Source organism: Devosia sp. Root413D1, from assembly GCF_001425235.1.
Taxonomy (GTDB): Bacteria; Pseudomonadota; Alphaproteobacteria; order Rhizobiales; family Devosiaceae; genus Devosia_A.
The window spans coordinates 881,410-898,553 of record NZ_LMEA01000011.1 but is presented as its reverse complement, the minus strand read 5'-3'; the positions used below and the strand labels follow the sequence as shown (position 1 = coordinate 898,553).

Annotated in this window: 17 protein-coding genes; 4 read left to right on the top strand and 13 right to left on the bottom strand. The window is 67.9% G+C overall.

The window, feature by feature from the left end:
• Window positions 1-40 precede the first annotated feature (40 nt).
• The 3 genes from ASC89_RS21610 to ASC89_RS21600 form a co-directional block, all read right to left on the bottom strand.
• Entirely contained in the window at window positions 41-1,258 is a 1,218-nt protein-coding gene (locus tag ASC89_RS21610) for an MFS transporter (protein WP_244488522.1), read from the bottom strand.
• 85 nt (window positions 1,259-1,343) lie between these two features.
• Window positions 1,344-2,102 carry an alpha/beta fold hydrolase gene (locus ASC89_RS21605; protein ID WP_055883742.1) on the bottom strand — a complete coding sequence of 253 codons (759 nt, stop codon included), beginning with the start codon at window positions 2,100-2,102 and terminating at the stop codon, window positions 1,344-1,346.
• Window positions 2,103-2,212: 110 nt separating this feature from the next.
• Window positions 2,213-3,112 (bottom strand): AraC family transcriptional regulator, encoded by a 900-nt coding sequence (locus tag ASC89_RS21600; protein ID WP_056001644.1) that lies wholly within the window; start codon window positions 3,110-3,112, stop codon window positions 2,213-2,215.
• 135 nt (window positions 3,113-3,247) lie between these two features.
• On the opposite strand from ASC89_RS21600, the gene ASC89_RS21595 reads away from it, so the two are divergent.
• Window positions 3,248-6,097, top strand: coding sequence for a winged helix-turn-helix domain-containing protein (locus ASC89_RS21595; RefSeq protein ID WP_056001641.1), 2,850 nt, complete (start codon window positions 3,248-3,250; stop codon window positions 6,095-6,097).
• A gap of 13 nt (window positions 6,098-6,110) precedes the next feature.
• Here ASC89_RS21595 and ASC89_RS21590 read toward each other — a convergent pair whose 3' ends face one another.
• Window positions 6,111-7,427 (bottom strand): MFS transporter, encoded by a 1,317-nt coding sequence (locus tag ASC89_RS21590; RefSeq protein WP_200940468.1) that lies wholly within the window; start codon window positions 7,425-7,427, stop codon window positions 6,111-6,113.
• Window positions 7,428-7,633: 206 nt separating this feature from the next.
• On the opposite strand from ASC89_RS21590, the gene ASC89_RS21585 reads away from it, so the two are divergent.
• Entirely contained in the window at window positions 7,634-7,837 is a 204-nt protein-coding gene (locus tag ASC89_RS21585) for a 2TM domain-containing protein (RefSeq protein WP_056001635.1), read from the top strand.
• Window positions 7,838-7,991: 154 nt separating this feature from the next.
• Window positions 7,992-8,747 carry a dienelactone hydrolase family protein gene (locus ASC89_RS21580; RefSeq protein ID WP_056001632.1) on the top strand — a complete coding sequence of 252 codons (756 nt, stop codon included), beginning with the start codon at window positions 7,992-7,994 and terminating at the stop codon, window positions 8,745-8,747.
• A 46-nt stretch (window positions 8,748-8,793) separates the two neighbouring features.
• Here ASC89_RS21580 and ASC89_RS21575 read toward each other — a convergent pair whose 3' ends face one another.
• The 4 genes from ASC89_RS21575 to ASC89_RS21560 all read right to left on the bottom strand — a co-directional run bounded on the left by ASC89_RS21575 (window position 8,794) and on the right by ASC89_RS21560 (window position 10,685).
• On the bottom strand, window positions 8,794-9,366 hold the full coding sequence (locus ASC89_RS21575; protein WP_056001629.1) for a dihydrofolate reductase family protein: 573 nt from the start codon (window positions 9,364-9,366) through the stop codon (window positions 8,794-8,796).
• Window positions 9,366-9,881 (bottom strand): SRPBCC domain-containing protein, encoded by a 516-nt coding sequence (locus ASC89_RS21570; RefSeq protein WP_056001626.1) that lies wholly within the window; start codon window positions 9,879-9,881, stop codon window positions 9,366-9,368. The genes ASC89_RS21575 and ASC89_RS21570 overlap by 1 nt, the downstream gene beginning before the upstream one ends.
• Window positions 9,881-10,195 (bottom strand): helix-turn-helix transcriptional regulator, encoded by a 315-nt coding sequence (locus tag ASC89_RS21565; RefSeq protein WP_244488510.1) that lies wholly within the window; start codon window positions 10,193-10,195, stop codon window positions 9,881-9,883. The genes ASC89_RS21570 and ASC89_RS21565 overlap by 1 nt, the downstream gene beginning before the upstream one ends.
• 142 nt (window positions 10,196-10,337) lie before the next feature.
• On the bottom strand, window positions 10,338-10,685 hold the full coding sequence (locus ASC89_RS21560; protein WP_156384711.1) for a hypothetical protein: 348 nt from the start codon (window positions 10,683-10,685) through the stop codon (window positions 10,338-10,340).
• On the opposite strand from ASC89_RS21560, the gene ASC89_RS21555 reads away from it, so the two are divergent.
• The gene (locus ASC89_RS21555; RefSeq protein WP_056001620.1) at window positions 10,670-11,731 is read left to right on the top strand and encodes a DMT family transporter; all 1,062 of its coding nucleotides are present in this window, start codon (window positions 10,670-10,672) and stop codon (window positions 11,729-11,731) included. The genes ASC89_RS21560 and ASC89_RS21555 overlap by 16 nt on opposite strands.
• Before the next feature lie 45 nt (window positions 11,732-11,776).
• Here the strand turns inward: ASC89_RS21555 and ASC89_RS21550 are convergent, their stop codons facing one another.
• From ASC89_RS21550 to ASC89_RS21530, 5 genes are all read right to left on the bottom strand, one after another.
• Entirely contained in the window at window positions 11,777-12,124 is a 348-nt protein-coding gene (locus ASC89_RS21550) for a hypothetical protein (protein WP_055883715.1), read from the bottom strand.
• 105 nt (window positions 12,125-12,229) lie between these two features.
• The gene (locus ASC89_RS21545; RefSeq protein WP_056001617.1) at window positions 12,230-12,466 is read right to left on the bottom strand and encodes a hypothetical protein; all 237 of its coding nucleotides are present in this window, start codon (window positions 12,464-12,466) and stop codon (window positions 12,230-12,232) included.
• Window positions 12,463-13,764 carry a glycoside hydrolase family 130 protein gene (locus tag ASC89_RS21540; RefSeq protein ID WP_056001999.1) on the bottom strand — a complete coding sequence of 434 codons (1,302 nt, stop codon included), beginning with the start codon at window positions 13,762-13,764 and terminating at the stop codon, window positions 12,463-12,465. The genes ASC89_RS21545 and ASC89_RS21540 overlap by 4 nt, the downstream gene beginning before the upstream one ends.
• A complete protein-coding gene (locus ASC89_RS21535; protein WP_056001996.1) occupies window positions 13,715-16,087 on the bottom strand; it encodes a glycosyltransferase family 4 protein in 2,373 nt (790 codons plus the stop codon). The genes ASC89_RS21540 and ASC89_RS21535 overlap by 50 nt, the downstream gene beginning before the upstream one ends.
• Window positions 16,084-17,046, bottom strand: coding sequence for a class I mannose-6-phosphate isomerase (locus ASC89_RS21530; protein ID WP_082533512.1), 963 nt, complete (start codon window positions 17,044-17,046; stop codon window positions 16,084-16,086). The genes ASC89_RS21535 and ASC89_RS21530 overlap by 4 nt, the downstream gene beginning before the upstream one ends.
• Window positions 17,047-17,144: the final 98 nt, after the last annotated feature.

The window sequence follows — 17,144 nt, the reverse complement described above, 5'->3', positions numbered from 1 at the left end:
GGTTGCAATGCGCCACGAGCGGCCCGTCTCGAAGCGAGCGCTAGCCCAGTCGAGACTGGCGTCGGGTGTGTGGGGCTCGTCGAACCATGGTCGCGATGAACAGCAGCAGCCCCGTGACGGTGAGGGCGAAGCCGGCCCAGATGGTGGACAAGAGGCCAAAGCCGGCTCCGATGGTCATGCCGCCAGCCCAGGCGCCCAGGGCATTGGCCACGTTGAGCGAAGCGAGGTTCATCGCGCCCATCAGCGTCGGCGATTCCGGTGCGAGGGCGACGAGGCGGACCTGGATGGTCGGGATGGCGGCCATCATCGCCGCGCCGACGCCGAACAGGCCAGCGAACAGCACCCAGGCGGTGCCGCCGAAAACTCCCATGGCGACCAGGACGGCGAGGGTGACGCCGTAGCCGGCGACGATACCGCGATCGGGGTAGCGATCGGCCAGGCGCCCGCCATAAAGGTTGCCCAGCATCATGCCGATGCCGAACAACCCCAGTGCCAGCGGGATGGTCTGCGGCGACAGCAGCAACAGGTCGGTGACGAACGGACCGATGAAGGTATAGACGGCAAAAATGCTGGAAATGCCGAGCGCCGCCACCCCCATCATCAACCACACCTTGGGCTTTGCCAGCCCATGCAGCTCGTGCACCACCGAAGCGCCGTTGAGCGCCGCGCTGCGCGGCACGTGCAGCCACAGCGACAGGAGCGACACGCCGCCCAGGGCGGCGATGGCGAGATAGGTCTGCCGCCAACCGATGCTCTGGCCGAGAAAGGTCGCAATCGGCGAACCGAAAATGGTGGCGACGGTCAACCCAGCCATGACGATGGCAAAGGCTCGCCCGGCATGGCCGGCGCCTACCACATGGGAGGCGACAAGCGCCCCGGCGCCGAAATAGGCGCCTTGCGGCAAGCCGGTGATGAAGCGGGCGGCGATGAACAGCTCGAGGTTGCTCGCGATTGCCGAGAGCACGTTGCCGATGACGAAGATGCAGATCAGCGCCAGAAGCAGGGTGCGCCGATTGAGACGGGCTGCCACCAGCGTCAAAGCCGGCGCACCGATCACCACGCCCACCGCATAGGCAGTGATGGCGTGAGTGGCCAACGGAATGTCGATGCCGAGTTCGGCCGAGAACAGCTGGATCATTCCCATGCTGGCGAACTCGGTGGTGCCGATTGAGAACGTGCCGAGCGCCAGCGCCAGCAAGCTCAGCCGGCGGCGGGCAGGGGGTGCAGCCACCGCGATGGCGGGGCCGGCGTCATCGATGACGGACACTTTGGTGCTCCTGACTTGGTGGAGGATGGCCGGCGATACCGGGGGGAGGCGATGTCGCCGGCCGGGGCGCCGCGCGCTACTGGGCGCCAGCCACCGCCGCGAGGATGGCGTCTGCCACCACCTGCGGGTGAGACAGCATCGGCACATGGCTCGACGCCACATGCACACTCGTCGCCTTCATGGTGTCGGCGAACATCTGCTGCAGCCCGGGCGGGATGATCTGGTCGTTGTCGGCGATCACGTACCAACTGGGCTTGCTGCTGAACGCGGCGGCGGTCACCTGTCCGTCGAAGGCACCCGAGAACAGCGGCGCCTGGGTAGCGGCGAGCAGCGCCGCGGCTTCGGGGGCGATGTCGGGCGCGAAATACTTGGCCATGCCGGCGGCCGACCAGGTGAGCCAGCCCTGCGCGTCGGCATGGATCTCGCCCTGCCACGGCGGCGGCTCGGGCGCCGCGCTGACGATGGCGTTGACCGATTGGCCGACCTCGGGCGCGAAGGCGGCGACATAGACCAGCCCGACCACCTTGTCGCTGTTGCCCGCCTCGGTGATGACCGCGCCGCCATAGGAATGGCCGACAAGGATCACCTCGCCCGGCTGATCGTCGATGACCCGCCGGGTGGCGGCGACATCGGCCTCGAACGAGGAGGCAGGGTTGTGCACGGCGATAACGTGGAGGCCGCGCTGTTGCAGCAGCGGCACCAGCTCGGACCAGCTGGAACCGTTGGCCCAGGCGCCGTGCACCAGCACGACGCTGAGATTATCAGCCGCGTGTACGGCAGGCACCATGATGGCGGCGCCAAACGCAGCGGCGGCGACGGCAGTCTTGATCGACATGGAAACTCTCCCTGGCTTCGATTTGCCGCTTGCTGCGACACCCTCAGCTGAGCAGAGACCTGTCCTTCGATATTTCCGGTTCTTGCCGAGCTATTGACCGAAATTGCCGTTCAGCTCTCCAGCACCGGCCGGCGGCGGTGGAGGTCGCGATAGGCGGTGGGGCTGACGCCGGTCGCCTTGCGAAACGCCCGGCAGAAACTGGCCTGTGAGCCAAAGCCGCTGTCGAGCGCAACTTCGGCCAGCGAAGTGCCGCCGCCGACGATCAGCTGCTGGGCGCCGCGGATGCGCCGCTCGGTCAGGTATTGGTGCGGCGCCAGGCCCGTGGCCCGGCGGAACAGCCGGGCGAAGTGGAACGGGCTGAGGCAGGCTTGGCTCGCCAGGTCGTCGAGCGAAATGGCCTCGCTGAGCCGCGCCTCGATATAGTCGAGCACGCGCCTCAACCGCCGCGGCTCGAGCGTAGGCTGGCGCTCCGCCGGCTGCCAGCGATCGGCCCGGTAGTTGCCGACGAGGTGGGCGGCGAGCGCGGTGCGCAAGCCATCGGCGAACAGCCGATCGACCGGCTGGCTTGGCCGCTCGATCAGGTCGCGGAGGGCAAGGCCGATCTGCGACAGCGTCGGGTCGGCAAAGCCGCCGGCATAGGCGATCTCCGCCTGGCCCGGATCGATGTCGTGGTCACGCAGCGCGCTATCCTCGAGCAGCTTTGCCGGCAGGTAGAGGATCAGGCATTCGACCTCGCCATCGAATTCGAGCAGCTTTTCCGCGGTGCCCGAGGGCGTCAACCAGCTGGTGCCGGGCAGCGCCAGCCCTTCCTGCAACGGCCCATCGGCGTGCCGCCGGATGCGCGAGCGGCCCGAAAGGATATAGGCGAGTTCGGTCATTTCGGGCCGATCGCAGCGATGGGACCCCGGCCCGATCTGCCGATGCTCGACCTGCAGCCCCGTCCAACTCGCCATGCCGGTGAGCCTGTTGCTGCCCGGCGGCGGCGCTGCGGTCTCAGGGGACGATGTCATGGGCACGCGATCCGCCTCGCTTGAACGAACGCCGCAACTTTGCTCATGTCCCCCGCGTGGGCGAGTTAAGCGCGGTTAATTCGGCGCCGAACGCAGGTTCGCCCGGGGGTGGCGCCTGGGGGGCGAGGGTACGCGATGGGCGATAGTCCACGAGGCAAGGCTGACCGGACTTACAGGTTCGGACCGTTTCGGCTGCTGCCGCAGCGGCGCCTGCTGCTGCGCGACGGGGTGCCGGTACGGATCGGCAGCCGCGCCTTCGATATTCTCGCTGTGCTGGTCGCGCGCTCGGATGAGGTGGTCGGCAAGCGCGAGCTGATGGCGCTGGTCTGGCCGACACTGTTCGTCGAGGAGAGCAACCTTAAGGTCAACATGAACGCGCTGCGCCGCGCCCTGGGCGATGCGCCGGACGGGGCGCAATACGTCGCCACCGTCATCGGCCGCGGCTACCGCTTCGTCGCTGCCGTCGTTTCCGAGGCAGCCTCCGACGCCGGCGCGCTGCCCGGCGCCGTCACGCGGACGAGCAACCTGCCGACCCCCACCACCCGCATCGTCGGGCGCCGCGCGGTGATCGAGGCGACGCATCGCGATCTCGCCGAGGCGCGCCTGGTGTCGCTGGTCGGCCCCGGTGGCATCGGCAAAACCACGGTGGCGCTGGCCGTGGGGGAAGGCGAGCTGGCGCGGCACCGTGACGGTGTCTGGCTGGTTGATCTGTCGCCGCTGGTCGACCCGCTGCTCATCCCCAATGCCATCGCCACCGCCATCGGATTGAGCGCCCACTCGGCCAACATGCTCGAAGCCTTGTGCCAATATCTGCGCGAGCGCGACCTGCTGCTGCTGCTCGACAGCTGCGAGCACCTCGTCGATGGCGTTGCGGCCGTGGCCGATCGCATCCTCGCTGAAAGCGTCGGTACTGCCATTCTCGCCACCAGCCGCGAGCCCTTGCGCGTCCAGGGTGAGCGGGTGCGCCGTCTGCCCGGCCTCGCTGCTCCCACCGCGGCGCCGCTCACCGCCGCCGAGGCGCTGGACTTTCCGGCCATCCAGCTGTTCGTCGATCGCGCCGTCGATGGCAACGAAGCCTTTGCGCTCACCGACAGCGACGCGCCCATCGCCGCCGAAATCTGCCGCCGGCTCGATGGCCTCGCCCTCGCCATCGAACTCGCCGCGCCGCATGTCGAGGCGCTCGGTGTCACCGGCGTGCTGCAGGCGCTTGAAGATCGGTTCAGCTTGCTGGAGGGGCGGCGCGGCGGCCCCGAACGGCATCGCACCCTACTCGCCACCATCGACTGGAGCTATCACCTGCTCTCGGCTTCCGAGCAAAAGCTGATGCGCCGACTATCGGTGTTTCAAGCCAGCTTCAGCCTCAATTCCGCCTGCGGCATCGCCATCGACGTCGACCGGCCGGTGGTGACGCGCGATCTTGGCCGACTCGTCGCCAAATCGCTGGTGACGGCCGAGGTGCATGACAGTGCCATCGCATATCGCCAGCTCGATTCCACCCGCGCCTATGCGCTCGAAAAGCTCGCCGAGAGCGGCGAGATCGACGTGGTGCGCCGCCGCCTCGCCGAACACTGCATCGTTCTGCTCAGCGCCGCCGAGGCCGATATCGAGCGGCTGTCGCGCACCGATTGGCTCACCCGCTATGCCGGCAAGGTGGACGATATCCGCGCCGCCTTGCGCTGGACCTTTGACAGTTCGGCGACCCGCAGCCTGGGCGTGCGGCTGACCGTTGCGGCGATCCCGTTCGGCAAGCAGCTGTCGCTGATTGAGGAAATCCGCATCGCCGTCGAGCGCGCGCTCGAGCCGCGGCTGGCACCCTATCGCAGCTCGCGCGACGAGCTGCTGCTCAACCTGACGCTGGGCGCGACGCTGCTGCACTCGCGCGGACCGCTGCTCGCGGTGAAGGCCGCGTTGAGCCGGGCGCTTGGCCTCGCCGAGGAACTGGGCGACACCAGCCTGCAGCTCGAATGCCTGCGCGGGCTCTCCGAATATGAGCTCTGGACCGGCGATTCCCGCGCCGCCATGGCCGTGTCGGAACGCATCCGCGCGATCGAAGGCCAGGGCCAGCAGGCGGCGGCCGGCGATGCCGACGCCCAGGCCGGCTCGGCGCTGCACTGGCTGGGGGCGCTCGGCGCGGCGCGCCACCGCCTCGAGGGCATCGCCCACAAACCCTTCGCTGCCGGCCAGCGCCCCGACGCCATGCGCTTCGAGTTCGACCAGCGGCTCATCGCGCGCGGCGCGTTGGCGACGGTGATGTGGCTGCAGGGCTTCCCCGACCAGGCGGTTCAAACGGCGCGGCAGCAGCTCGCTGATGCCGAAGCCTCCAACTACGCAGTGTCGCTCTGCTCGGCATTGCTGCACGGCTCGCTGATCATCGCAATGTATGTCCGGGACTATGTCGGGGCGCGCCATTTTCTCCAGCGCGGCATCGATCACGCGACGCGTCACGGGTTGACGATCTGGCGAGCCATGGCCGCCGGCGGCGGGGCGCGCCTCGATCTCTACACCAGCCGCCCGATCGATCTGGGTGCGTTTCGCGATACGCTCGCCGAAGTGCGCGACGGCGGCTTTCGCATGCGCTACCCCAACTACCTCACCAATTTTGGCGAGGCGCTGGCCCGGCAAGGCGACCTCGAAGCCGGCCTCGCCGCCATCGACGAGGCGCTCGCCATCTGCCGCGATACCGGCCAGGTCGTCGGCATCCCCGAAATCCTGAGGATCAAGGGCAACGTCATCCGCTTCCAGTCCCCCGACCTCTGGGAGAGCGCCGCCGAGCTGTACCGGCAGGCGATCGAGCTGGCGCGGCGGGACTACGCGCTCGGCTGGGAACTCCGCGCCGCCACCAGCCTCGTCAAGCTCACCCGATTGCATGGCGGCGACGCCGCCGCCGAGGCAGGACTCGCCGCAACGCTCGGCCGCTTCACCGAGGGGTTTGGCACGGGAGACGTGCAGCGGGCCCGGCTGCTGGTGGCTGGCGAGTTGGGGTAAAGCCCCGCTCGCTTCAGGCCGCCACCCGCTCCGCCCGCAGATACAGCAGCCCCCGCCGGATCGAGGGCCACACGATCAGCAGCGCCAAGAGCGCCGCGACCAGGGCGACGCTGGCCATCGCCGCCTGCAGCCCGCCGGCAAAGAGCTGTCCGGCCACCAGCGGCACCAGCGTCGGACCCAGGCCGATGCCGAGCAGCGCGGTGATGGTCAGCGACAGGGCGATGGTGGTGGCGCGCATCTCGTTGGGCACCCCTTCCTGCATCACCACATGGCCGATCACGTAGCCGCTGATCGAGCCGAGCGCCCAGATGCCGAAGGCGAGCGCCGCATGTTGCCCGCTGCCGGCAAGGAACATCGCCGCGGCGCCGACCAGCGTCAGGCCGTAGCAGCCGAGCAGCAGCACGACGCGGGCCGGCATACCCCAGCGCCGCGCGAACCAATCGGAGAGCGCTCCACCGGCCACCGAGGCGATGACGCCGCCAGTGGTGATCGACAGCGCGACGAGCCCGCCGGCCTCGAGTGGCGTCATGCCATGCGAACGTTGTAGCAGCGTCGGCAACCAGGAAATCAGCGCGTAGTCGCCGATGCCGAGCGCCCCTTTGACGAGGCAGACGCGCAGCACCGCGCCATTGTCGGCCACGAGCTGGCGCGCCACCGCCCCAAGCGGCAGCAGCCCCGAACTATGCCCACGCCGCGGTTCGCGGATCAGCAGCAGCAGCGGCAGCAGCGCAAAACCGGGGATCCCCACCAGCACGAACAGCTGCCGCCAGGGCGCCAGCCCACCGATCAGCGGCACGCCGTCGAACCAGCCGGCGGCACTCCAGCTCAGCAGCACCCCGCCGACGAACAGCGCCGTGCCGGTGCCGAAGGTTGCCCCGAGCGAGAAGATGCCGAGTGCCGTGCCGCGCCGACGGGCCGAAAAGCAGTCGATGATCAGTGACGAGGCCGCCGGGATCAGCGCCGCTTCGCCGAGGCCCACCCCGACGCGCGCGATGAAGAAGCTCCAGAAATCGCCGGCCAGCCCACAGCAGATCGTCGCCGCCGACCACAGGGAGATCCCCGCGACGATGACGTTGCGCCGGTTGACCCGATCGGCGAGCCGGCCACTGGGGAGGCCCGCCAGTGCAAAGATCACGGCAAAGCCGGCGCCCTGCAGCAGGCTGATCTGGAAGTCCGTGAGGCCGAGCTCGGCGCGGATCGGATCGACGACCAGGTTGATCACCAGCCGATCGGTGAACGACACCAGCAGCGCGAGGCAAAGGATGGTGACGGCGTACCAGCCGCGCGCGGTCGCGCGCGATGCCTCGTCCGGCATTAGCTCTGCTGCCATCGGCTGGTCCCTCCGCCGTCTGCCCCAGGGCGCCCGCCCCCGGGGTCCCGCGACGAAATCAGTGGCACGGCCGTTCGAGAGCGACAAGCGGGGGCTTACCGCAAGCCAAAGTCAGCAATATCGGCCCGATCGGCGGCAAGCAGCGCAAAGAGCGACGATGCGCGCCGCTCTATCATGGTGGCATCAACTCGAGCCCCGAGGTCGCCATGATGCAGTCGAGCCCAGTGAACCAGAAGCGGGCATTCCAGATCCACACCTTCGTCTTCGTCGCCACCATGATTTTCCTCGCCGTTCTCAACTACACCCTGGGCGAACCCTACTGGGTGGTCTGGCCGCTTTTCGGCTGGGGCATCGGCCTGATCGCTCATTGGTGGTTCGTCCTCGGGCCCGGCGCCAACCCCAGCAAGTAAGGCAACGAGTTCCCAGCCTCACAAGCCGGCGTCCGCTTGGGCCGAGAGCGGTCCGCCGAGCAGCTTGCGATGCGCCACAGGCGGCTCCCCCATTTCGGAGATCTGGAGGAAATGCTAGCTGCGACCGAGGCATGCACCTCGGGCGGCAGACGCAATGAAATTTGAAAAGGGCTTCATCCCCTCCGCTGAGCCCGGCGTCCGACTGGAAGTCGTTGTCGCGAGGCCCAGCGATGAAGGCCCGTTCCCCACGGTGGTGTTCAACCACGGCTCGACGGGCAGGGGGCAGAACAGGTCCCTCTATTCCAGGACAGTCGCTCCGGCCGTGGTCGCAAACTACTTCGCAGAGCAGGGATGGATGGCGGTGTTCCCGCAACGCCGGGGCAGGGGGAAATCGGGCGGGGTCTATGGCGAGGGGCTCGCTGCAGACGGGTCCGGCTATTCGTGCGACATGGCAATTGCGGTCGCCGGCTTCGAGCGGGCCGTCGAGGATGTCGACGCCGTGCTCGACCACCTGCGCAATCGCCCTGACGTTGACGGCGACAAGCTGGTCATCGGGGGCGTCTCGCGCGGCGGCATCCTGTCGATCGCCTATGCCGGGATGAGGCGAGGTGCGTGCCGCGGCGCCATCAACTTCAATGGCGGCTGGCTGGGACGGGGCTGCCCGACCCACGAACGCGTCAACCCGATGCTGTTCGAGCGTGGCGCGCCGAGCGGCATTCCAACGCTTTGGCTGCATGGCAGCTTCGATCAGTATTACAGCATCGGGCACTGCCGCGGGAACTTTGAACGGTTCGTCTCAGCCGGCGGGCAGGGAGAGTTCGTGGCAGCGCCGATGGGGCATGCGCTGATGTTCAAGCCGGCGCTCTGGAAGCCGCACGTCGACCGATATCTGCATGAGCTGGTGGGTTGAAGCTCGATGGTACCGACGCGGATAAGCGCTCGCCGAGCTGACGGCCCTAGCGTCTCGGGGCGTAGCGCAGCGCCACGATGCCTGCACCGATCTCGCGGCGGTCGATGGGCGTCAGCTCGACATATCTGGAGAGGCCGGCGAACAAGGTGGGGCCATGCCCGGCAATGCCGGGCTGCAGCACGAATTCGTACTCGTCGATCAGGCCCAATTCCGCCAGCGCCATCGGCAGCTTAACGCCGCCGGTGAAGAGCGCCTTGCCCGGCTGCTGCTTGAGCTTCAGGACGGCCTCGGCCAGGTCGCCGCGCACCAGCTCCGCGTTCCAATCGACCCGGTCGAGCGTGCTCGAAACGACATGTTTCTGCATCGCGTCGATGGTGCGGGCGAAGGGCTCGGTCCACTCGGGCGGCGTCGAGGTCCGCGTTGCCAGCCGCCACGCGCCCTCCATCATCTGGTAGGTGACGCGCCCAAACAGCAGGGCGTCGGCCCGGGCGATGCTCTGGGTGGCATTGCGGTGGATGGCGCGCAGCGCCTCTTCCTGCCGCGGCCCCTCCGGCGGTATGGCGTTGTGGTCGACGCAGCCATCGAGCGTCACGTTGATGGAGTAGAGGAGGGGTCGCATTAGGGTCGTTGCTCCCTGGTTGTTCGGGCCGCGACAGCCAGCTCGAAACGCTGCAACTGGCTGGTCAGTCCGATGGTTGCGCCGCGGGTCATCTCGGGGTCGGGGTGACGATCGGCGGTGAGGATCATCCGAACCCGCCCGGCCTCGGCGTGGAGCTCGACCAGCATGTCGTAGGGATAGGAGTCGACGCCGGGGACGAAGTCGATGTCGAAGCGGATGCGCAGTCGCCGATGGCGGACCAGCTCGATGAAGCGACCGCTCACCCACGCCGTCGTCGGCCGCTTGAGGTTGGCGAGGTAGGCGACCTGCTCGGCGCCCACCGCGGTCATCACGTGATCGAATGCCCCACCGACCCAGGGCTCCAGGGTCGATACCTCGAAACGCATGCCTTCAGGCGCGAACCACTCCGCCAGCCCCTCTTTCGTGGTCCACAGCGCCCAGACGTCCTCGATCGAAGCGCTGTAAACCCGCTCGAACCTGAGGCTATCGGCGCCCAACGCGCTGGCGTCCACCATCAGTTCTGCCCCTCAGGTTGCTGCCGTCGCGCCAGGGCGGCGTCGAAGCGATCGAGCCGGCCCTGCCAAAGCTTGCGATAGGTGCCGACCCAGTCGTCGATCGCCCGGAACGGCTCGGGCCTGAGCGAGTAGAGCCGTCTCGCCCCATCAGGCCGCATCGCGACGAAGCCGGCTTCGCCGAGGATCCGCAGGTGCCGCGAAACGCCGGACTGGTCGATGTCGACGGCCCGCACCAGATCGCCCACCGCCTGCTCGCCGCCGGCCAGCGCCTCGACGATACGAAGCCGCGTCGGGTCGGCCAAGGTCTGGAACATGCTTTGTTGCATCATGGTGCATATGTATGATGATGCATATTCGGAGTCAAACGGTTTAACCTGCGGGGCGCATGGCCTCGGTTCTATTCGCGTCACGATTTCGGTGGCGCGGCGCGCCCGGCCTGGCGGGCCAGCTGCAGTATCAGCAACGCGACCCCGAGGTGATGAATGCGCCGGTATAGGCGACGACGGCTAGTTCCTTGAGGATGCGGTTGACGCCGAGGAGGTTGGTTTCGGCGCGGGTCGTGGGGATACTGGTCCAGGCCGTGCCGGTCTCGAGCGCCGTGCGCGCTCGTTCCAGGTCGATGTCCGTGTCGGCGGTTAAGGCGACAATGACGACCGGCTCGCCGATGTCAGTCGTCTCGACCGGGACAAGCTCCAGCGGCGGGCGGCCTCGGGCTTCTGGCCATGCTGTTGCCGCTGTAGCACTAACGGCCGATTGCGGCGCTTCGGCTGTACGCGCATAGTTTGGCCATGTCACAGCCCGCATCGCATCTCTGGCCCGGCGTCCCCCTGGCGCTTGGCTCGGCAATCCTGTTTGGTGCGTCGGCGCCGGTTTCGAAGCTGCTGGTCGGGGCGATGGATCCCTGGTTGCTCGCGGGGGTGCTTTACCTCGGGGCCGGCCTTGGGCTCGGCCTCGTCCATTTCGCTCGGGCGGCAAGCGGATTGGGGCGCAGGGAGGCGCCGCTTCGGCGGGCCGACTTGCCGTGGCTGGTCGCCGTCATCGTGTTCGGTGGTGTGCTGGGGCCGCTGCTGCTGGTGTTCGGGCTGTCGCTTACCTCGGCGGCATCGGGGTCGCTGCTGCTCAACCTCGAGGGTCTGATGACCATGGGGATTGCGTGGCTGGTGTTCCGTGAGAACGTCGACCGGAGGCTGCTGCTTGGCGCTGCGGCAATCCTCGCGGGTGCGGTGGTGCTGTCGTGGCAGGGGCGGGACGCATCCTTCGACATCGGCGGGCTGCTGATCGCCGGGGCCTGCCTCGCCTGGGGTATCGACAATAACCTCACGCGCAAGCTCTCGTCCGCCGACCCCATCCAGATTGCGACCATCAAGGGCCTTGCCGCCGGCGCCACCAACCTGGCCCTGGCGCTGCTGCTGGGCGCTCAGTTGCCTGCTGCGAGAATTCTCGTCGCGGGCGGTCTGGCGGGTTTCCTCGGCATTGGCGTCAGCCTCGTCATGTTCATGCTGGCGCTGCGTCACCTCGGCACTGCGCGGACCGGGGCCTACTTTTCGCTGGCTCCGTTTATCGGGGCGTTGATCTCGCTGATGGTTTTTCAGGAGGCCCTGACGGTGCAGTTCGCAGTCGCCGGGGTGTTGATGGCGGTCGGGCTATGGCTCCACCTGGCGGAGCGGCATGAGCACGAGCATATCCACGAGCTGCTCGAGCATGAGCATGCTCATGTCCATGACGCGCACCATCAGCATGCTCACGATGGTCCGGCGACCGAGCCCCACTCGCACCGGCACCGCCACGGGGAACTGCGGCACGCCCATCCGCACTACCCGGATCTGCACCATCGCCACCGCCACCGATAGCCGCTGCTTGCCCTGCCGGACCCAGGCCCGGCAGGGCAGGGAAGCCTAGAACGCTTCGGCGAGCTTCAGCTGGCAGGCTTGCGCCAGGTCGGTGTTGGGCTTGTCGGCGCCAAGCGGGGTGGCCCAGCCGGCTTTCTCGACGATGCCCTTGCGCGCATAGGTGGTGGCGCCCTTGAGTTCGGTCAGCACTGTTGCGGCGTCGACGGCGCCGGCTCGATCGACACAATAGGGGATGAGAGCAGAGGCGACGGCGGCGTTGGAGGCTTTCTTCGCCATATCCTGGGCCGCTCCGCCGGTGACCCAGCCTCCCCAGCTGAAGCCCACGATGGCAAGGGCGATGGCGCCTGCACCCGCGCCCATCAGGCCGGGTTTCAACCAAGTCGGGATCTGCATTTGAAGTGTCCGATCTATGTCAGACGAGCGCGCGGAATGCGCGCAAGTGGACGAGACTAGCACGGGTGCATGGCCCCGTCCGGGCGAATGCATACAATATGCCGACTATTGCTGCTCGCTGTCGCGCCTGAGCGCCGCGTCGAGTTCGTCGCGCGTCACCGGCACGGCCTCGACGCCTCCCGCCTCGGTGAGGAGGAGCGTCATGCTCAGCCGGAAGGCCGGCCACGACACATCCAGCGTCTCGCGCTCGGTGATGATATCGAAGGTGCCGGGCTGGTGCGGGCGATCGAGCCCAGGCAGCATGAACGGGTGCCGGAAGGTGATCCGTTCGGTCGAGCTCATTGCGGCTCCATCGCCCCCAGCAGCGCCTCGATGCCGATGGTAGCGAAGTTGGAGAAGGTGTCCGAGACCGCGTAGGGCAGGATGATCCTTGGCCCGTGGCGGATGGCGCCGCAAGTATAGACCACGTTGGGCACATAGCCCTCGCGCTGCTGGGGATCGGGGTGCACCAGCGGCTCGCGCGACCGGGCGATGACCTTGGACGGGTCGCGCTTATCGAGCAGCGCCGCGCCGATGGCATAGCGGCGGACCGGGCCGACGCCGTGCGTGAACAGCAGCCAGCCCTCGTCGAGCTCGATCGGCGAGCCGCAGTTGCCGATCTGCACGAATTCCCAGGGCCATTCCGGCCTGAGGATCGGCTGCCCGCCATCCCAGGTGTGGAGGTCGTCGGAATAGATCAGGTAGAGGTTCTCGTTGTCCTGCCGGCCGATCATCGCGTAGCGGCCATCGAGTTTGCGCGGGAACAGCGCCATGCCCTTGTTGCGGGCGGCGCTGCCGCCAAGGGGGTGCATACGGAAGGTGACGAAGTCGTCGGTTTGCAGCAGTTCCGAACGGATGGCCCGGCCGTCATAGGCGGTGTAGGTGGCGTAGTAAGTGTGCGTGCCACGATCCTCGAAGCGCACGAAACGGGCGTCCTCGATGCCGTTCGACTGCCAGCCGGTGACCGGAAAGATGACCCGCTCGCTGATATCCTCGTCTGCCTTGAACACCAGTTCGACCGGTGCGTCGCCTGGCCAGGGGACGAGCCCGGTGGCGCGCGGCATGGCGGCGAGCCGCGTGGTCGGATCGATACTGACGCTGCCATCCCTGGCGATGCTGCCGGCCCGAAAAGTCAGCGACGAGACGTGCCCTTCGCCCACGGCGCGCAGGCTCAACACGAAGCGCAGGCCGCCGGGCGGCGCCAACGACTGGTCCGGATGCACCACGATGCTCGGATTGAACAAAGCCGAGGCCTCGAAGGAATATTCGTGCACGAAGTAGGAGCCGACGAGGCGCCGCTGCGCCACGCTGAACGGCAGGTGCGCGACCAGCGCCTCCTCCATCTCGTCGGCTCGCGCCTCGAAGGTGGCGAGGAGGTTCCGGTGCCGCCCCGAGAAATTCTCGAGCACGGCCGCCAGCTGCCGTTCGGTGGTTTCGGCATCAAGTCCCAGCACGCGGTCAACGATGTGGTTGGCCCGCGTCTTGTCGGTCGGCTTCAGATCCTTCGGCTCGGTGGCCGGCCGGAATGGCCGGACGATCACCCGGGCCGGATCAGGGCGCAGGTAGAGTGCCTGCCGGTTTAGGAATGTCGCTGGCGACAAGGCGGCCTCGGAACTGCTGATGGGAAAACCTGTGCATGTCTCGGCTGGCGCCCGACAGCGCCAGCGTGTGGGGTTGAGTGGTGCCGGCACGCTCGAAGCGCTGCATGTCGGAAAGGCTGAGCAGATAGGAGACGACCGACTCGCCGCCGCGGTTCTCGTTGACCCGATCGGGGTGGAGGCCATCGCGACAGGCCCCGGTCTCGGCATCGATCAGCGGCAGCCCCAGGTCGTTGCGGCCGAGGAACCAGCCAAAGGCCCGCGACGCCCCCGTCTGCCAGAGCGCGCTGCCGGTGAGCGACCAGGCCGCAAAGCAGGCCGCGATGGTCGCTGCCGCTTCCACCGGTTGCTGGTCGAAGGGTTTTGGGGGCAGCCGCACATCGGCAAACCCTGCGGTGCCGACCGGCCTGAACAGGCCTTCGGGGCTGGTCTGCTGCTGCATCAACCAGGCGAGGGTGCGCAACCCCGCCTCGACATAGCCGGTGAGCCCGGTGGCGCGCCCGGTGAGGATCAGCGCCTCGCAGAGGCGTGCATTGTCGTAGGAGAGCCCCGCCTCGAACCACACCCAGCCGGCCGTTTCGACCTGCCGCAGCAGCTCGACCAGCCGGTAGGCGAGGCGCAGCCGCAGCTGCGTGGCGAAATCGTCGTCGGGGCGCACCTGGCAGTAGCCATTGAGGCCGAGCAAGGTGAAAGCCCAGGCGCGCGGCGAGGCAAACCCCTCGACCACCGGCAGGGCCGCGGCAAACAGCTCCGCTGCCCAGCTTCGGCGCGAGGTGCTGACGTCGTCCCGCGCCGCCATGCCCAGCGCCCACAGCGTCCGGCCATGGCTATCCTCCGAGCCCTGTTCCTCGAGCCAGCGCCGGTCGAACGACATGAAGTTGCGGAAGCGCCCGGTGTCGCGATTGAAGGCATATTGCACGAAGGAAGCGTAGGTCGCCGTCATCGTCTCCGGCAGCCGGGCGGACTGGTTGAGGTTGAGCGCGCTCGCCAGCAACAGGCCGCGGGCATTGTCGTCGACGCAATAGCCATGCGCCCGGTCCGGCACCGCGTGGATGGCGTGCTGGTAGAGCCCGGTGTCGTCGGTCATCACCCTTAGGTGCCCGAGAGCCAGCGATGGCAGGCGAGGCCTGTCATCGGCCGGTGTGACGAGGTGCAGCCGCACCGACTGGCGCCGCGGCTGCGGCTCGCGGATCTCCTCAAAGCTCGCCGCATAGCGATCGGCGACCCGCTCCCAGGTCATCGAGCGGCTGGTGGCATAGGCCCGCCGCCGCATCGCCTGGCGTCTCGGCTCGTCGCTCAGCAATGCGCTGATCTCTGCGCCGATGGCGCCCGCATCACCGAACGGCACCAGGCACCCGCGGCCCTTGGCGAGCAGCTCGAGCGCATGCCAATAGGGCGTCGACACCACCGCCCGCCCGAGCCCGAAGCTGTAGGCCAGCGTCCCCGAGGTCATCTGCGCCTCGTTGAGGTAGGGCGTGACATAGACGTCGCACATCGAGATGTGGTCGAGCAAAGCCGGCCGGTCGACGAACTGGTTGAGGAACACCACGTGCTCGGCAATCCCGAGGCTCGCAGCGCGGGCGACGAGGCTCTCGCGATAGGCCTCGCCCTGCTCACGCACCAGGGTCGGGTGGGTGGCGCCGAGCACCACATAGACGGCGTCGGGCCGCGCCGCGAGCACCGCCGGCATGGCGTCGATCATCACCTCGATCCCCTTGTTGGGGGAGAGCAGGCCAAACGTCAGGATCACCGTCTTGCCGGCAAAGCCGAGCCGCGCCTTGGCAGCGTCCGGCTCGACGAAGGCGACATCGGGGATGCCGTGCGGGATCACCTCGATCTGCGCTTCCGCCGCGCCATAGCTGCCGATCAGCAGTTCGCGCCCTTTGTCGGCCATCACCACGACCCGGACGGAGAGCGCGAGAATCTGCTCGAGTACCCGGCGCTGCGCCGCGCTCGGTTCGGCCAGCACGGTGTGGAGGGTGGTCACCACGGGCACGGTCAGCCGCTCGAGCAGGGTGAGGATGTAGTCCCCGGCCTCACCACCGAAAATACCGAACTCGTGCTGCAGCGAAACGACATCGAAGCCACCCGCATTGATGAAATCGGCGGCCGCGGCATAATCGGCAAACTCCTCCTGGCGCACCTCGAAGCCGACTTCCGGCGGATAATCGTAGTGCAGCCCCGCATCGGTAATGGCGATGATCGAGGTTTCGATATCAGGGGTTCGGCCCGCCAGCGCCCGTTGCAGATCGGTGGTGAAAGTGGCGATGCCGCAGCGGCGCGGCAGCGAATTGCCGATAAAGGCGACGCGGTGGATCGGCCTCATGAGCGGATCCCCCATGGCCGCGCCGGCGCGCCCGGCTTTTTCATCTGTCGGCCCAGCCCCAGTTCGGGAAAGCGCTCGGCCATCACCTCGATGGGGATGCCGTTGCGGCCGACCAGGAGGTTCGGCAGCGGAGCGTTGGCTGCGTAGGCGATCAACCCCTTGGCGCCGCGTTCTGCGGTGCGCACGGTGGCGCGATGCCCCTCGAGGAACATCGCTTCGCCTGCCGCCACCTGGGTGAGGTCGAAGGCCGCCTCGCCTTCGAGGATCAGCACCCAGGTTTCGCTGCTCGCATCGATCTCCCAATGCGAATTGGGCATCAGCTCGATGGTTTCGAGGACGAAATAGGCGCTTTGCGCCATGACATTGCGGGCCTCCGACAGCCGCACCGGCGCGGACTGGGCGATGGCGGGCCCGGCCACTGCCGCTCCCACCGCGCTGTCGAGATGCAGCTCACGCTGGCGGCCGTGGTCGAACATCCGGAAGGTCGCGTCGCTGCGCTGCTGGATCTCAGCCAGCACCAGCCCGCCGCCAATGGCGTGGATGGTGCCCGCCGGCACCAGCAGCCCCTCTCCAACCGTGACGTCCTGCCAGTGGATGAGCTCGACGATCGAGCCGTCCTCGATGGCGGCGCGCAGCTGCGGCCGCGTCAGCTCGCGCCTGAGGCCCAACGCCACCTTCGCGTCCTTGTCGGCCGCGAGCACGTACCAGGCCTCGGTCTTGCCGTGCGGCAGGCCGATGGCGCGGGCAAAGGTGTTGTCCGGGTGCACCTGCACCGATAGCGGCTCATCGGTGAACAGCAGCTTCAGCAGCAGCTTGGGCTCGGGCGCCAGCTTATCAGCGCGCTGGAACCACAGTTCGCCGATCGCGGCGCCATCGTGGCCGAACTCGCTCCACGGGCGCAGATCGGTTTTGCCCCAGGGTTTGCGGACCACCCTGACGGATGCAAGTTCCATGGTCATGGTCGTCTCCTGAGCTGAACTGGGTCGTCGTGTCGGGGCTTTGAAACAAGGCCCCCTAAGTCGTCTTCCGGGTTCCTGGCGATCCGCCGGGCGCCGCC

Excerpts from the sequence above, each read along its gene's own strand:
- ASC89_RS21605 (WP_055883742.1), bottom strand. The coding sequence starts at position 2,102 with ATGTCGATCAAGACTGCCGTCGCCGCCGCTGCGTTTGGCGCCGCCATC.
- ASC89_RS21600 (WP_056001644.1), bottom strand. The coding sequence starts at position 3,112 with ATGACATCGTCCCCTGAGACCGCAGCGCCGCCGCCGGGCAGCAACAGG.
- ASC89_RS21595 (WP_056001641.1), top strand. The coding sequence starts at position 3,248 with ATGGGCGATAGTCCACGAGGCAAGGCTGACCGGACTTACAGGTTCGGA.
- ASC89_RS21590 (WP_200940468.1), bottom strand. The coding sequence starts at position 7,427 with ATGGCAGCAGAGCTAATGCCGGACGAGGCATCGCGCGCGACCGCGCGC.
- ASC89_RS21585 (WP_056001635.1), top strand. The coding sequence starts at position 7,634 with ATGATGCAGTCGAGCCCAGTGAACCAGAAGCGGGCATTCCAGATCCAC.
- ASC89_RS21580 (WP_056001632.1), top strand. The coding sequence starts at position 7,992 with ATGAAATTTGAAAAGGGCTTCATCCCCTCCGCTGAGCCCGGCGTCCGA.
- ASC89_RS21575 (WP_056001629.1), bottom strand. The coding sequence starts at position 9,366 with ATGCGACCCCTCCTCTACTCCATCAACGTGACGCTCGATGGCTGCGTC.
- ASC89_RS21570 (WP_056001626.1), bottom strand. The coding sequence starts at position 9,881 with ATGGTGGACGCCAGCGCGTTGGGCGCCGATAGCCTCAGGTTCGAGCGG.
- ASC89_RS21565 (WP_244488510.1), bottom strand. The coding sequence starts at position 10,195 with ATGTTCCAGACCTTGGCCGACCCGACGCGGCTTCGTATCGTCGAGGCG.
- ASC89_RS21555 (WP_056001620.1), top strand. The coding sequence starts at position 10,670 with ATGTCACAGCCCGCATCGCATCTCTGGCCCGGCGTCCCCCTGGCGCTT.
- ASC89_RS21560 (WP_156384711.1), bottom strand. The coding sequence starts at position 10,685 with ATGCGGGCTGTGACATGGCCAAACTATGCGCGTACAGCCGAAGCGCCG.
- ASC89_RS21550 (WP_055883715.1), bottom strand. The coding sequence starts at position 12,124 with ATGCAGATCCCGACTTGGTTGAAACCCGGCCTGATGGGCGCGGGTGCA.
- ASC89_RS21545 (WP_056001617.1), bottom strand. The coding sequence starts at position 12,466 with ATGAGCTCGACCGAACGGATCACCTTCCGGCACCCGTTCATGCTGCCT.
- ASC89_RS21535 (WP_056001996.1), bottom strand. The coding sequence starts at position 16,087 with ATGAGGCCGATCCACCGCGTCGCCTTTATCGGCAATTCGCTGCCGCGC.
- ASC89_RS21530 (WP_082533512.1), bottom strand. The coding sequence starts at position 17,046 with ATGACCATGGAACTTGCATCCGTCAGGGTGGTCCGCAAACCCTGGGGC.